We start from the raw sequence: 14,697 nt of genomic DNA on the forward strand, positions 1-14,697 counted from the left end.
ATCCTGTCTTCCCGATACATGGCGGTGTAGCTCAGCTGGCTAGAGCGTCCGGTTCATACCCGGGAGGTCGGGGGTTCGATCCCCTTCGCCGCTATAATGATCTTGTCGGACCTTTAGCTCAGCTGGTTAGAGCTCTCGGCTCATAACCGAGTGGTCGTAGGTTCAAGTCCTACAAGGTCCATTTGAATATTGGAGGATTACCCAAGTCCGGCTGAAGGGAACGGTCTTGAAAACCGTCAGGCGTGTAAAAGCGTGCGTGGGTTCGAATCCCACATCCTCCTTTTATATTAACGCGGGATGGAGCAGCTCGGTAGCTCGTCGGGCTCATAACCCGAAGGTCGTAGGTTCAAATCCTGCTCCCGCAATAAGGCTCGGTAGCTCAGTTGGTAGAGCAATGGATTGAAGCTCCATGTGTCGGCGGTTCGATTCCGTCTCGCGCCATTTTTACTTATAGTATGTATGCGGGTGTAGTTTAGTGGTAAAACTACAGCCTTCCAAGCTGTTGTCGCGAGTTCGATTCTCGTCACCCGCTTTGAACTTTGTTCAAATTACCAAGTTTTTAACTTGGGCGCGTAGCTCAGGTGGTTAGAGCGCACGCCTGATAAGCGTGAGGTCGGTGGTTCGAGTCCACTCGTGCCCATTAATTGGAGAATTACTCAAGAGGCTGAAGAGGACGGTTTGCTAAATCGTTAGGTCGGGTAACTGGCGCAAGGGTTCGAATCCCTTATTCTCCGTTTTAATGAGAGTTTGTAACTCTCTTTTTTACTTTTAGAGACAATAAAACTTCAAATCTGTAAAACTTAATTGCATTACTAATCTGAAGTTATTTTTATATCGTTTATATTATAATTGTGTTATTTCACTTCCAACCCTTGAGTGAAATTTCTCCGCTATTGAGCCAGATTTCTTTTCCGTTATCACATTGAACTAAAAGTTTACCACTTTCAGAGATGTCTTTAGCAAGTCCCTTGTAGTCTTTTTGATCTAGTGTGAAAGTAACTTCTTTTCCTAGAACGAATGACTGTTTTTTATATAGGTATAATAACTCATCTGCTGGTGTTTCGAAGAAAGCACGCCAGATTTCTATGATTAATTCATTCCTTGTTATTGGAGCTGTAGTTTTAAATAAGCTAGCAGCTTTTTCTTTTAACTCTTGTGGGAAGTCATTAATAGTAAAGTTGATTCCTACTCCAATAATGATATCTGTGACTAAGCCTGTTTCTACAGAGGTCATTGCTTCAGTGAGAATTCCTCCAATTTTATGATTGTTTAGGTAGATATCATTGACCCATTTTATGTCGACATCTATTAATGTTAGGTTCTTAATGGCTTTGTAGATAGCTCCTGCTACAAGTAGTGTGTAGGATGGTAATTGGTCATAGGGGAGATTTGGTTTAAGATGGAGTGTCATATAAATGCCACCTTGTGGTGAGTAGAAAGAACGTTGAAATCGACCTCGGCCTGCTGTTTGATAGGAAGCTATATAGAGGGTGTTTGCTTCATTTCCTAAATCAATTGCTTCTTTTGCATCTAGTTGTGTTGATTTTGTTTCGGGTTTAAAGCTGACTTTAATTGGAAGATTTTCTTCTAGAAGTTCTGGAAGAATAAGGTCTCCATTCACCAGTTTATAGCCTTTGTTTTTGATACTATCAATTTCAATGCCTTCTTGTTCTAACCGCTTGATGGCTTTCCAAATTGATGTTCGGGTCAGTGATAGTTCTTCTGCAATTTTTTCTCCGCTTATATAGTCGGTTTCTTTAGCTAGAATCTGATAGACAGCTTGGTAGGATTTCATAGTGTTTCCTTTCTCACTAGTTGGTATTGAGAGTATTCTTTTCTTGTATGACTTGGAGTCTGATTAAAGTATTGTTTATAGGCTTTAGAAAAATGTAGTGGATCTGAAAAACCTACCGAGTATGCAATTACCTTGATGGACTCTTGGGTATTTTCGAGAAGTTGTTTAGCTCGGTGCATTCGAACGTAGAGTAGGTATTCTTTAGGTGATAAGGTATTAAATTCTTTGAATACACTTGATAAGTAGCTCCTGTGAACGGATAGTTCTTTTGCTAAATCTTGGATTGTAAGTGATTGAGGATAGTGGCTATCAATTAATCTTTTGCATTCAAGATAGAGTTGGTGGGTTGATGAAATATTATTTTTTTTCTGATTGGGAGCAATAGTTCCCAGATGAAACATCAGTTCATGGAGCTGTCCCATGATATGGAGTTGAGCTAATTCATTTGATTTTGTAATCTGAGCGAAGCGGACAATGTCTGAGATGAGTTTTGCAGTAGACTGGGTATGACAAGTTTCAGATTGGATGAGATAGGATTGGTCAGAAATTTGAGAAAGAGCAAAATAATCAGGAGCTTTCCCTCCAGTGATTCCCAACCAGTAGTAGGCCCAAGGTTCTTTACTATCTGCTTGATAAAAGGTTAGTTCCTATGGTTTTAATAGAAAGAAATCTCCTTCTTTTAAATCAACAATTTTACCCTTGTAATGAAATTTTCCTTGTCCTTTAGTAATGTAATGTAGAACGTATGTATCACGAATGGCTGGACCAAAAGAGTAATTTGGTGTGCATTCCTCATATCCATAAAAGCTTAAGGAAAGGTCAATTGTTCCAGTCTGGTATTCTGAAAAAACTAGCATGTGCTACCTCCTACCTAACATTTTACCATATTCTTGAGACATTTTTCTATTTTGGAAAGCGATTTCAGATGATAAAATAGAATCAATAAAGTGATGAGGTGAAGTAAATGGGAGTTAGGCTAGAGAATAATCTATTTTATGTTGAGAGTAAAAATTTAAGTTTGATTATTGAAAATCGAAATGGCTACTTACTTTTGAAACATTTAGGAAAGACTATTAAGAACTATAAAGGTTGCAATAGTGTTTATGAACGAGACCATGCCTTTTCAGGGAATCCAACGGCTAATAATAGAACCTTTAGTTTAGATACTCAGCGTCAGATTTTCGGACAACATGGCTTAGGAGATTTTAGGAAACCAACTATACAGGTTCAGCATAGTGTAACTGAAGTAACAGACTTTCGATTTGTAGAAGCAAAGATTTTAAAAGGTCAGAATGGTCCACAGGGATTACCTTCTCCGCATAGCATGGACGATACAGAGACCCTTGCTTTGATGTTAGAAGATTCTAAGGCTCAACTTAGCCTGACTTTGTATTATACTGCTTTTGATAATGATGCGACAATTGCTAGCTACAGTAAATTAGAGAATAATAGTAATCAGGAAGTTGTCATCCATAAAGATTTTTCTTTTATGGCTGATTTGCCAGCTGCAGCTTACGAAATCGTAACTCTTCAGGGTGCTTATGCTCGCGAAAAGACTGTCAGACGTCAACAGGTAGAACAAGGAATCTTTTCGATTAGTTCGAACCGCGGTGCTTCTGGTCATGCTCAAACACCAGCTCTTCTACTATGTGATCAAGGAGTCACAGAGGATGCTGGGAATGCACTTGCTATTCAACTAATGTATAGTGGAAACTTTGAAGCTTTTGTTCAAAGGAATCAATTGAATGAAGTTCGACTGGCGATTGGGATTAATTCGGAAAACTTTTCTTGGAAGTTAGACCCTGAGGAATACTTTGAAACACCAGTAGCTTTAGTGACCTATTCAGATAAGGGATTAACTGGTATTAGCCATGAAAGTCAAAATTTTGTACTGAAGCATATTCTGCCAAGTAAATTTTCTAAAAAAGAACGTCCAATTCTAATCAATAACTGGGAAGCAACCTACTTTGACTTTCAGAGAGAAAAACTGTTAGAGCTGGCTGATGAAGCTAAGAAAGTTGGTATTGAACTTTTTGTATTGGATGATGGATGGTTTGGCAATCGCTTTGATGATAATCGTGCTTTAGGTGATTGGATTGTTAATGAGAAAAAACTGGGTGGTAGCCTAGAAAGTCTGATTTCAGCTATCCATGAAAGAGGTCTACAGTTTGGACTTTGGTTAGAACCGGAAATGATTTCTGTAGATAGTGATTTGTATCGTAAACATCCTGACTGGGCTATTCAGGTTCCAGGATATGAGCATACTTATTCTCGGAATCAATTAGTACTTAATCTTGCCAATCCTCAGGTAGTAGAATACTTGAAAAATGTCTTAGATCAACTCCTATCTTATCATGAGATTGATTATATTAAATGGGATATGAATCGTAATATGACCAACCTAGGAAATGGCTTTACTTATCTAGAGACAAAGATGCAATCTCATCAGTACATGTTGGGGCTTTACGAACTCGTTTCTTATCTGACAGAGAAGCACAGCCATATTCTCTTTGAGTCCTGCTCTGGTGGTGGTGGACGAAATGATCTGGGTATGATGCGCTATTTCCCACAAGTCTGGACTAGTGATAATACTGATGCTATTGCACGTTTACCAATTCAATACGGTTCATCTTATCTCTATCCAACCATTTCTATGGGGGCTCATGTGTCAGCAGTACCGAATCATCAGATGGGGCGAACGACACCATTAGAAACACGTGGTCATGTAGCAATGATGGGAAATTTGGGATATGAGCTTGATTTGACAAGTTTATCAGATGAAGAGAAAGCTGAGATTGCTAATCAGGTGAACTTGTATAAAGAATTACGACCAGTAGTTCAGTTAGGACAACAGTATAGGTTAATCAATCCCGAGTCTGCATCCAATGAAGCAGCTGTACAATTTAATTACAAAAATCAAACGATTGTAACCTACGTTCGCGTTTTGTCAGTTGTAGAGACCATGGAAACAACTTTAAAGTTAAAAGATTTGGATGAAGAGGGACTGTATGAATTACAGGAAAATGGAGAAGTTTACTCAGGTGCAGAACTCATGTATGCAGGCTTAACTGTTATCTTATCCCAAGGAGATTTTTTGAGTAGACAGTATATTTTTAGAAGACTATAATAAAGGTGTATAAATTTATAAAGGAGGCTTTCCAATGAAATGGTATAAGAAAGCAGGTTTTCTTTTAGTCGCTGGGGCTAGTTTACTAGGTCTAGCAGCTTGTGGTCAGAATAATCAATCGACTGATGGAAAGGTAACGATTGAATTTTTTAACCAGAAGACCGAAATGGCGGATACTTTGCAAAAAATTGTAGATAATTTTGAAAAGGATCATCCTACTATTGATGTAAAACTGACGACTGTTCCGGCAGCTGGTATTGTTCTGAAGACTCGGATTTTATCAGGAGATGTTCCAGATATTGTTAATATCTATCCTCAAAATATGGATTTTCAGGAGTGGGCAAAAGCAGGTTACTTTGCAGATATGACAGGGAAATCTTATCTTGAGAATATTAAGAATGACTATGCAGAAAAGTATGCAATCAATAACAAGATTTATAGTGTGCCTTTAACTGCTAACCTTTATGGAATTTATTACAATAAAACAAAGTTTAAAGAATTAGGACTTGAGGAACCGAAGACTTTTAAAGAGTTTCAAGAGATTGTTAAAAAGATAAAAGATAGTGGGAATTCTCCGTTTGCAGTTGCAGGCAATGAAGGATGGACATTAAACGGTTATCACCAACTTTCTCTCATTACCATTACAGGCAGTGGAGACGCAGCTAATAACTATCTTCGCTTTTCAAAACCAAATGCTATTTCTGCAGATGATGCTATTTTAAAAGCAGATGCAGAACGACTAGATTTGTTGGCGGATAATGCTCAAGATGGATGGCGTGGTGCCTCTTATAATGATGCGGTGGTAGCATTCTCGAATGAAAAAGCCTTGATGATGCCACAAGGATCATGGGCATTAGCGGCAATTAATCAACAGGATCCAAAATTTGATGTGGGGATGTTTGCCTTCCCAGGAGAAGAAGTAGGAAAAGAAGTCACTGTTGGTGCAGGGGACATGGCATTATCAACTTCAGCTACTACCAAACATCCTAAAGAAACCGAAGAATTTATCAGCTATATGACTAGTTCAAAAGCTATGCAAGCATATTATGATGTGGATGGATCACCAGTTGCTGTAAAAGGTGTACAGGAAAAAGAAGATTCAGCACTTGCAGAGATTTCTAAACTAGCATTTACGGATAAACATTATGTTTGGTTGGGCCAACACTGGAATTCTGAAGAAGATTTTTTCAATCTAAGTGCAGGTTACTTGATGGATAAAAATCTGAAAAATATGGCAAACAATCTCAATGCTTTCTTTAATCCAATGAAGGCAGATTTGGACTAGAATAGGAGTTAAGATGATATGGCTATTCGAAAATTTTTAAATAAATACTGGGGTTGGACTTTTTTGTTCATCCCGCTTGCATTACAAGCTATCTTCTTTTACTTTCCGATGGTACAAGGTGCTTTCTATAGTTTGACTAACTGGACTGGATTGACCTATAATTATAAATTTGTTGGTCTGAATAACTACAAATTGCTGATGATTGATGGGAAATTCTTCACAGCCATTGCTTTTACTTTGATTGTAACCCTGGCATTGATTATTGGAGAGATTACAATTGGGATGGTTGTGGCTCGAGCCTTAAATTCTAAGATGAAAGGGCAGACCTTCTTTAGAGCATGGTTCTTTTTCCCAGCGGTTTTGTCTGGTTTGACAGTTTCCTTGATTTTTAAACAATTCTTTAACTATGGTCTTCCAACGATTGGAAAAATTTTAGGGATTAGTTTTTTACAAGAAAGTCTATTAGGAACACCAATCGGAGCGGTAGTGGCAACTATTTTTGTTCTTCTATGGCAAGGAGTAGCAATGCCAATTATTCTCTTTCTTGCTGGTCTTCAGAGTATTCCATCTGATATTTTGGAGGCGGCATCAATTGATGGTGCAACAAGCAAACAAACTTTTTGGAAGATTGAATTACCATATTTGTTGCCAACGATTTCTATGGTTTTTATCCTAGCTCTTAAGTCCGGTTTGACTGCCTTTGACCAAATTTTTGCCTTGACGAGTGGTGGTCCAAATAATGCTACAACGTCTCTTGGTCTTTTAGTCTATAACTATGCCTTCAAGAGTAATCAATATGGATATGCGAATGCAATTGCCTTGATTTTATTCTTAATTATTGGAATTGTTTCTCTTATCCAAATCAAACTATCAAAGAAATTTGAAATCTAATAGGGGAGTCTGACACATGAAAAAAGAAGAAAAATTGAATCAGTTTTGGAAGTATGTCCTCTTGATAGTAGGTGGTATTCTCATACTTGTTCCTTTGTTGGTAACGGTTTTTAGTTCCTTCAAGACAACCAAGGATATCATGAATCATTTCTTTGGTTTGCCCAATCCTTTTACATTAAGCAATTATGAACGATTGGTTTCGGATGGAATTGGAGGCTATTTCTGGAATTCAGCTGTTATTACGGTGTTATCATTGATTGTAGTAGCCTTCTTTATACCAGCTGCAGCCTATTCCATTGCTCGAAATATGTCCAAGAAAAAAGCCTTTGCAATTATGTATTCGCTCTTGATCTTAGGGATATTTGTTCCATTTCAGGTGATTATGATTCCTATCACAGTTATGATGAGCAAACTCGGCCTGGCAAATATGTGGGGGTTGGTACTACTTTATCTAACTTATGCAATTCCACAGACCCTCTTCTTGTATGTTGGTTATATTAAAATCAGTGTACCAGATAGTTTAGATGAAGCTGCAGAAATTGATGGGGCTGATCGATTTACAACTTACCGTCGAATTATCTTTCCAATGCTGAAGCCCATGCATGCTACAACCTTGATTATCAATGCATTATGGTTCTGGAATGACTTTATGTTGCCATTGTTGATTTTGAATAAGGATTCCAAGATGTGGACTTTGCCTCTCTTCCAGTACAACTACCAAGGTCAGTATTTTAATGACTATGGGCCAAGTTTTGCATCCTATATTGTGGGAATTGTAACAATTACTGTCGTCTACCTCATCTTCCAAAAACATATTATTTCAGGAATGAGCAACGGAGCAGTGAAATAAGATACAAAGGGACGATTCAGCTTGCTGAAAATTTCTGTAGAAAAATAGGAAATTGACGTAGTGTGCTTGCACACAAGAAGATTTATCTTTTTTCCTAAGAAATTAGTCCCGTGTTCAATTCCGTATACGAAGGGACGATTCAGCTTATTGACAATTCAAGAAAAAAATAAAGTAGTACTTAGTTTATCACAGTCTATATTAATACGAGTTTGATGATAAACAGAGATTTAAAATGAATTTGATTTACGAAGCCAGGTCATATAAGACTTGGCTTCAATTAGAAAAAGGAGAGTAATGATGCCAATTCAGAATAAAACCATGTTGATTACCTATTCAGATAGTCTGGGAAATAATCTTAAAGACTTATATGAGAATTTGGAAGAGCATTTTGGAGATGCTATTGGGGGAGTTCACCTTCTACCATTTTTCCCATCAACAGGTGATCGTGGATTTGCGCCAGTTGACTACGACGAAGTGGACTCAGCTTTTGGTGATTGGGAGGATGTTAAGCGTTTAGGTGAGAAGTATTATCTTATGTTTGACTTTATGATTAACCATATTTCTCGTCAATCTAAGTATTATAAGGACTATCAAGAAAAACATGAAGCCAGTGAATTTAAAGATCTCTTTTTAAACTGGGATAAGTTTTGGCCAGAAAACCGTCCAACACAGTCTGATGTAGATTTAATTTACAAGCGTAAGGATCGTGCACCAAAGCAAGAGATTGTGTTTGAAGATGGTTCAGTGGAACATTTGTGGAATACCTTTGGTGAGGAGCAGATTGATCTTGATGTGAGCAAAGAAGTAACGATGGAATTTATCCGTAAGACCATTCAGCACTTGGCAAGTAATTGATGTGATTTGATTCGTCTAGATGCCTTTGCTTATGCAGTGAAGAAATTGGATACTAATGATTTCTTTGTAGAACCAGATATTTGGGATTTATTGGACAAAGTTCGAGATATCGCTGCTGAGTATGGGACAGAGCTTTTACCTGAGATTCATGAACACTATTCGATTCAGTTTAAAATAGCAGACCATGATTACTATGTTTATGATTTTGCTCTTCCAATGGTGACACTTTATACTCTTTACAGTTCCAGAACAGAGCGTTTGGCTAAGTGGTTGAAGATGAGCCCGATGAAGCAATTTACGACGCTAGATACCCATGATGGGATTGGAGTAGTAGATGTCAAGGATATCCTGACCGATGAGGAGATTGATTATGCTTCAAATGAACTCTATAAGGTTGGAGCTAATGTCAAACGTAAGTACTCCAGTGCCGAGTATAATAATTTAGATATCTACCAAATCAATTCAACCTATTATTCTGCGCTTGGAGATGATGATGTTAAGTATTTTCTCGCTCGTCTAATTCAAGCTTTTGCTCCAGGTATTCCTCAAGTTTACTATGTAGGTCTATTAGCAGGCAAGAATGACTTGAAATTATTAGAAGAAACTAAAGAAGGTCGAAATATTAATCGTCATTACTATAGCAATGAGGAAATAGCAGAAGAAGTCCAACGTCCTGTGGTGAAGGCACTTCTCAATCTATTTTCTTTCCGTAATCGTTCAGAAGCATTTGATTTAGAAGGAACTATTGACGTTGAAACACCAACAGCCCACAGCATTGTAATCAAACGTCAAAATAAAGATAAGTCCGTAACAGCAGTAGCAGAAATTGATTTGCAAAATCAGACTTATCGGGTAATTGAGAACGGAATTAAAGTAACATTTTGAAGCCTTGATATGGTTGATAAAATAGGATTTTTATTTTGGAAAACGTTTCCTTTGTTTTCAAATTGCTAAAAAAGTGGTACAATATAGGATAGCTTACTATTATCTGAATCAACTGATTTGGAGAGAAAGGATTCATTTTGAAATCAATAGGCTTTATTGAAAAGCTGAGAGGGTTGTCTAGTAAAGAGCTGATTTTATTGGGAATTATCCTGAGTATCTTTTTACCCTTTTATCTTTTTGTAGTTGTATTCTGTTTATATATTATCAGTTTGATTTTTACAGGAGACATGAAAAGTATTCTTCAGAAAATGGGGGAGCATCCGATGCTGCTTCTTTTTCTTGGCTATAGTACTGTTATATCCGTTTTTGCACAAAATTGGATGGGAGTTGTGGCTTCAGTAGGAATTTTTCTATTTACTGTTTTCTTTTTGCACTATCAGTCGATTTTATCACATAAATTCTTTCGATTGATTTTGCAGCTCGTCTTGTTTGGTAGCGTCTTGTCAGCTGCTTTTGCGAGTTTAGAACATTTCCAAATTGTGAAGAAATTTAACTATGCTTTTCTTTCACCCAATATGCAGGTGTGGCATCAGAATCGTGCAGAAGTGACCTTCTTTAATCCTAATTATTATGGAATTATTTGTTGTTTCTGTATCATGATTGCCTTCTATCTGTTTACAACGACCAAGTTGAATTGGTTGAAAGTATTCTGTGTGTTTGCAGGCTTTGTGAATCTCTTTGGTTTGAACTTTACGCAAAATCGAACTGCATTTCCTGCTATTATCGCTGGAGCCATTATTTATCTCTTTACGACCATTAAAAACTGGAAGGCCTTTTGGCTTAGTATTGGGGTCTTTGCGATTGGCTTGAGTTTCCTCTTTTCCAGTGATCTAGGAGTTCGGATGGGGACTTTAGACTCTTCTATGGAAGAACGCATTTCTATCTGGGATGCTGGGATGGCCTTATTTAAGCAAAATCCTTTCTGGGGTGAGGGGCCATTGACCTATATGCACTCTTATCCTCGGATAAATGCTCCTTATCATGAACATGCTCACAGTCTATATATCGATACGATTCTGAGTTACGGAATTGTGGGGACTATTTTATTAGTTTTGTCTTCTGTTGCTCCTGTTCGCTTGATGATGGATATGAGTCAGGAGTCGGGGAAACGCCCGATTATCGGTCTTTATCTGTCTTTCCTTACAGTGGTTGCTGTACACGGAATCTTTGACTTGGCCCTCTTCTGGATTCAGTCAGGTTTCATTTTCTTGCTAGTTATGTGCAGTGTTCCATTGGAGCATCGAACGTTGGTATCGGACATGACGGATTAAGTTTATAAGATTAAAATCTTCTACCTTGGGTAGGAGGTTTTTTTACTGGGAAAAATTATTTCCAAATCGAAATAGTTGACAGTTGGAACGATGAGTGTTATAATTGTTTTATTCTTTTCGATATCGAAATAAATTGGAGGTGTTATGAAAGATAGTCATTTGCTAGCCCATCATATTCGTTTGTTGAATGGGCGGATTTTTCAAAAGTTACTGAGCCAAGATCCTGAAGCTCTTTATCGTAGTGAACAGGGTAAGATTTTAGCGGTTTTATGGAATAGTGAAACTGGCTGCGCAACTGCGACAGATATTGCGCTTGCGACTGGTCTTGCTAATAATACGCTGACGACTATGATAAAAAAGCTTGAGGAACAAAATCTTGTAACTGTTAGTCCATGTGGAGAAGACAAGCGTAAGAAGTATTTAGTTTTAACAGATTTGGGGCAGTCCCAGAAAGAAGTGGGACATCGTGTCAGTCAGAAATTGGATACGATCTTTTACAAAGGATTTTCAGAGGAAGAAATTAGGCAGTTTGAAGCCTTTCAAGAAAGAATTTTGGATAATCTGAAAGAGAAGGAAAATGAGGTTTAAATCATGTCACAACAAGTGAAAAATGCTCACAACCTATACATTCATGCCATTCAAGACGGACGAGTTGCTGAGGCTCAAGCCCAGTCTGTAGGGGATACTTATATCCAACACTCGACAGGTGTGCCTGACGGAAAAGAAGGGTTTGCGGCCTTCTTTGCAAATTTCTTCGAGCGTCATCCAGAACGTCAGATGAAGATTGTCCGCACTATTGAGGATGGCGATCTGGTCTTTGTTCATGTTCATCAATATCTGAATGGTGGGGAAGCTCAATGGGTAACGACAGATACTTTCCGTGCAGATGAGAATGGACGTATCGTGGAGCATTGGGACGTTATTGACTACTATCGAACACCTGAAAATGGTCAATTAGATCAAATTTTTGGAGATTTTGAAATCAAGGATTTAGACAAAACAGCAGAAAATAAAAAGTTGGTTCGCCGTTTCTTGACAGAAATTTTCCAAAATGGGGAACTGGAGCAGTGGAGTGATTATGTGGCAGATGATTTGATTCAGCATAATCATGAGATTGGACAAGGAAGTGTCGCTTATAAAAACTATGTGGCTGAACCTGGTGTCACTTTCGACTTTATTTTCCAACTATTAGGAAAAGGAAACTATGTGGTTAGTTATGGTCAAACTCAGATTGATGGCCTTGCTTATGCCCAGTACGATATCTTCCGTCTAGAAAATGGGAAAATTGTGGAGCATTGGGATAATAAGGAAATTATGCCAAAGGTTGAAGATTTGACCAACCGAGGAAAGTTTTAAATTGAGGACAAAGAATGATTGAATACAAAAATGTAGCCTTGCGCTACACAGAAAAAGATGTTTTGAGAGATGTTAATTTACGGATTAAGAATGGGGAGTTTATGGTTTTAGTTGGACCTTCTGGATCAGGTAAGACGACCATGATTAAGATGATTAACCGTCTTTTGGAGCCGACTGATGGAAATATTTATATGGATGGCAAGCGCATCAAAGACTATGATGAGCGTGAACTTCGTCTTTCTACTGGTTATGTTTTACAGGCCATTGCTCTGTTTCCCAATCTAACGGTTGCAGAAAATATTGCCCTGATTCCTGAGATGAAGGGTTGGACTAAAGAAGAAATTGCGAAGAAAACAGAAGAGCTTTTGGCTAAGGTTGGTTTACCGGTAGCTGAGTATGGGCATCGACTTCCTAGTGAACTATCTGGTGGAGAACAGCAACGGGTTGGTATTGTTCGTGCCATGATTGGTCAGCCTAAGATTTTGCTTATGGATGAACCTTTTTCAGCCTTGGATGCGATTTCGAGAAAGCAGTTGCAGGTTCTGACGAAAGAATTGCATAAAGAGTTTGGGATGACAACGATTTTTGTGACCCATGATACGGATGAAGCCTTGAAATTGGCGGACCGTATTGCTGTCTTGCAGGATGGAGAGATTCGTCAGGTGGCGAATCCCGAGACGATTTTAAAAGCCCCTGCAACAGACTTTGTAGCAGACTTGTTTGGAGGTAGTGTTCATGACTAATTTAATTGCAACTTTTCAGGATCGTTTTAGTGATTGGTTGACAGCTCTATCCCAACATTTGCAGTTGTCACTTTTGACCCTGTTACTAGCTATTTTTATTGCGATTCCCTTAGCTGTATATCTTCGCTATCATGAGAAGTTGGCTGACTGGGTTTTGCAGATTGCAGGGATTTTCCAGACCATCCCGTCTTTGGCCTTGTTAGGGCTCTTTATTCCCTTGATGGGAATTGGAACCTTGCCGGCTTTGACAGCTCTAGTGATTTATGCGATTTTCCCTATTTTGCAAAATACCATCACTGGACTCAAGGGAATTGATCCGAGTCTGCAAGAGGCTGGGATTGCCTTTGGGATGACTAGATGGGAACGTCTCAAGAAGTTTGAAATTCCACTTGCCATGCCTGTTATCATGTCTGGGATTCGGACAGCAGCAGTATTGGTTATCGGTACAGCAACCTTGGCGGCCTTGATTGGTGCAGGGGGGCTGGGTTCCTTTATTCTTTTGGGAATTGACCGTAATAATGCCAGTCTGATTTTGATTGGGGCCCTTTCTTCTGCAGTGCTTGCCATTGCCTTTAACTTCCTACTAAAAGTGATGGAAAAAGCAAAATTGCGGACGATTTTCTCAGGTTTTGCCTTGGTGACCTTATTGCTTGGTTTGTCTTATAGTCCAGCTCTCTTGGCTCAAAAAGAGAAAGAAAACTTGGTCATTGCTGGGAAATTGGGTCCAGAACCAGAAATTTTGGCCAATATGTATAAACTCCTTATTGAAGAAAATACCAGCATGACTGCGACTGTAAAACCAAATTTTGGGAAAACAAGCTTTCTTTATGAAGCTTTGAAAAAAGGCGATATTGACATCTATCCTGAATTTACAGGAACGGTGACTGAAAGTTTACTTCAGCCATCACCTAAAGTGGGTCACGAGCCAGATCAGGTTTATCAGGTAGCACGTGATGGCATTGCCAAACAGGATCATCTATCCTATCTCAAACCTATGTCTTATCAAAATACCTATGCTGTAGCTGTTCCGAAAAAGATTGCTCAAGAATATGGCTTGAAGACCATTTCGGACTTGAAAAAAGTGGAAGGGCAGTTGAAGGCAGGCTTTACACTTGAGTTTAATGACCGTGAAGATGGCAATAAGGGCTTGCAATCAATGTATGGTCTCAATCTCAATGTAGCTACGATGGAACCAGCCCTTCGCTATCAGGCTATTCAGTCAGGTGATATTCAAATCACGGACGCCTATTCGACTGATGCGGAATTGGCGCGTTATGATTTACAGATCTTGGAAGATGACAAGCAACTCTTCCCACCTTATCAAGGGGCTCCACTCATGAAAGAAGCTCTTCTCAAGAAACATCCAGAGTTGGAAAGAGTTCTTAATAAATTGGCTGGTAAGATTACAGAAAGCCAGATGAGCCAGCTTAACTATCAAGTCGGTGTTGAAGGCAAGTCAGCAGAACAAGTAGCCAAAGAGTTTCTACAAGAACAAGGTTTGTTGAAGAAATAGCTTGAAAAGCTAAACTCAACTTGGTTAAACGACTATATAGAAGAAAGCTCAGACAATGTCGTCTGG

At 38.6% G+C, this 14,697-nt stretch carries 10 protein-coding genes, 8 tRNA genes and 2 pseudogenes; 18 read left to right on the forward strand and 2 right to left on the reverse strand.

The annotated features are described in order from the left end of the window. Positions 1-20: 20 nt before the first annotated feature. The 8 genes from HT689_RS07420 to HT689_RS07455 all read left to right on the forward strand — a co-directional run bounded on the left by HT689_RS07420 (position 21) and on the right by HT689_RS07455 (position 734). Positions 21-94, forward strand: a tRNA-Met gene (locus HT689_RS07420). Between the two features lie 13 nt (positions 95-107). Continuing rightward, positions 108-181: transfer RNA gene (locus HT689_RS07425), tRNA-Ile, on the forward strand. Between the two features lie 10 nt (positions 182-191). After that, positions 192-281, forward strand: a tRNA-Ser gene (locus tag HT689_RS07430). A 10-nt stretch (positions 282-291) separates the two neighbouring features. Then, a tRNA-Met gene (locus tag HT689_RS07435) sits at positions 292-365 on the forward strand. Positions 366-368: 3 nt separating this feature from the next. After that, positions 369-441, forward strand: a tRNA-Phe gene (locus HT689_RS07440). 20 nt (positions 442-461) lie between these two features. Continuing rightward, positions 462-532: transfer RNA gene (locus HT689_RS07445), tRNA-Gly, on the forward strand. A 34-nt stretch (positions 533-566) separates the two neighbouring features. Beyond that, a tRNA-Ile gene (locus HT689_RS07450) sits at positions 567-640 on the forward strand. Positions 641-646: 6 nt separating this feature from the next. Continuing rightward, a tRNA-Ser gene (locus HT689_RS07455) sits at positions 647-734 on the forward strand. A gap of 125 nt (positions 735-859) precedes the next feature. Here HT689_RS07455 and birA read toward each other — a convergent pair. Both birA and HT689_RS07465 read right to left on the reverse strand, forming a co-directional pair. Continuing rightward, positions 860-1,795 (reverse strand): bifunctional biotin--[acetyl-CoA-carboxylase] ligase/biotin operon repressor BirA, encoded by a 936-nt coding sequence (birA, locus tag HT689_RS07460; RefSeq protein WP_173225486.1) that lies wholly within the window; start codon positions 1,793-1,795, stop codon positions 860-862. After that, positions 1,792-2,652, reverse strand: a pseudogene (locus tag HT689_RS07465) (AraC family transcriptional regulator). The gene birA and the pseudogene HT689_RS07465 overlap by 4 nt, the downstream one beginning before the upstream one ends. A gap of 107 nt (positions 2,653-2,759) precedes the next feature. Between HT689_RS07465 and HT689_RS07470 the strand changes: the two are divergent. The 10 genes and pseudogenes from HT689_RS07470 (at position 2,760) to HT689_RS07515 (ending at position 14,631) form a co-directional block, all read left to right on the forward strand. After that, positions 2,760-4,922: an alpha-galactosidase gene (locus HT689_RS07470; protein WP_173225489.1), complete on the forward strand. Its 2,163-nt coding sequence runs from the start codon at positions 2,760-2,762 to the stop codon at positions 4,920-4,922. 34 nt (positions 4,923-4,956) lie between these two features. Next, positions 4,957-6,207 carry an extracellular solute-binding protein gene (locus HT689_RS07475; RefSeq protein ID WP_173280917.1) on the forward strand — a complete coding sequence of 417 codons (1,251 nt, stop codon included), beginning with the start codon at positions 4,957-4,959 and terminating at the stop codon, positions 6,205-6,207. An 18-nt stretch (positions 6,208-6,225) separates the two neighbouring features. Next, positions 6,226-7,098, forward strand: a complete 873-nt coding sequence (locus tag HT689_RS07480; protein WP_173280919.1) for a sugar ABC transporter permease — start codon at positions 6,226-6,228, stop codon at positions 7,096-7,098. Between the two features lie 16 nt (positions 7,099-7,114). After that, positions 7,115-7,948 carry a carbohydrate ABC transporter permease gene (locus tag HT689_RS07485; protein WP_000711265.1) on the forward strand — a complete coding sequence of 278 codons (834 nt, stop codon included), beginning with the start codon at positions 7,115-7,117 and terminating at the stop codon, positions 7,946-7,948. 297 nt (positions 7,949-8,245) lie between these two features. After that, positions 8,246-9,688, forward strand: a pseudogene (gene gtfA, locus HT689_RS07490) (sucrose phosphorylase). Between the two features lie 137 nt (positions 9,689-9,825). Then, a complete protein-coding gene (locus HT689_RS07495; RefSeq protein ID WP_173225498.1) occupies positions 9,826-11,019 on the forward strand; it encodes an O-antigen ligase in 1,194 nt (397 codons plus the stop codon). Positions 11,020-11,163: 144 nt separating this feature from the next. After that, positions 11,164-11,607: a MarR family transcriptional regulator gene (locus HT689_RS07500; RefSeq protein WP_173225501.1), complete on the forward strand. Its 444-nt coding sequence runs from the start codon at positions 11,164-11,166 to the stop codon at positions 11,605-11,607. A 3-nt stretch (positions 11,608-11,610) separates the two neighbouring features. Next, a complete protein-coding gene (locus HT689_RS07505) occupies positions 11,611-12,375 on the forward strand; it encodes an ester cyclase (protein ID WP_173225504.1) in 765 nt (254 codons plus the stop codon). 14 nt (positions 12,376-12,389) lie between these two features. Further along, positions 12,390-13,118, forward strand: a complete 729-nt coding sequence (locus tag HT689_RS07510) for an ABC transporter ATP-binding protein (RefSeq protein ID WP_173225506.1) — start codon at positions 12,390-12,392, stop codon at positions 13,116-13,118. Beyond that, complete coding sequence (locus HT689_RS07515) at positions 13,111-14,631, forward strand: ABC transporter permease/substrate-binding protein (RefSeq protein WP_173225509.1); 1,521 nt, start codon at positions 13,111-13,113, stop codon at positions 14,629-14,631. Before HT689_RS07510 ends, HT689_RS07515 begins: the two co-directional genes overlap by 8 nt. The last annotated feature ends 66 nt before the right edge of the window (positions 14,632-14,697 follow it).

The organism is Streptococcus sp. 2342, from assembly GCF_013276795.1.
Taxonomy (GTDB): Bacteria; Bacillota; Bacilli; order Lactobacillales; family Streptococcaceae; genus Streptococcus.

Coding starts and splice junctions, on each gene's coding strand:
- HT689_RS07480 (WP_173280919.1), top strand. CDS start 6,226: ATGGCTATTCGAAAATTTTTAAATAAATACTGGGGTTGGACTTTTTTG.
- HT689_RS07485 (WP_000711265.1), top strand. CDS start 7,115: ATGAAAAAAGAAGAAAAATTGAATCAGTTTTGGAAGTATGTCCTCTTG.
- HT689_RS07515 (WP_173225509.1), top strand. CDS start 13,111: ATGACTAATTTAATTGCAACTTTTCAGGATCGTTTTAGTGATTGGTTG.
- HT689_RS07475 (WP_173280917.1), top strand. CDS start 4,957: ATGAAATGGTATAAGAAAGCAGGTTTTCTTTTAGTCGCTGGGGCTAGT.
- HT689_RS07510 (WP_173225506.1), top strand. CDS start 12,390: ATGATTGAATACAAAAATGTAGCCTTGCGCTACACAGAAAAAGATGTT.
- HT689_RS07505 (WP_173225504.1), top strand. CDS start 11,611: ATGTCACAACAAGTGAAAAATGCTCACAACCTATACATTCATGCCATT.
- HT689_RS07470 (WP_173225489.1), top strand. CDS start 2,760: ATGGGAGTTAGGCTAGAGAATAATCTATTTTATGTTGAGAGTAAAAAT.
- birA (WP_173225486.1), bottom strand. CDS start 1,795: ATGAAATCCTACCAAGCTGTCTATCAGATTCTAGCTAAAGAAACCGAC.
- HT689_RS07500 (WP_173225501.1), top strand. CDS start 11,164: ATGAAAGATAGTCATTTGCTAGCCCATCATATTCGTTTGTTGAATGGG.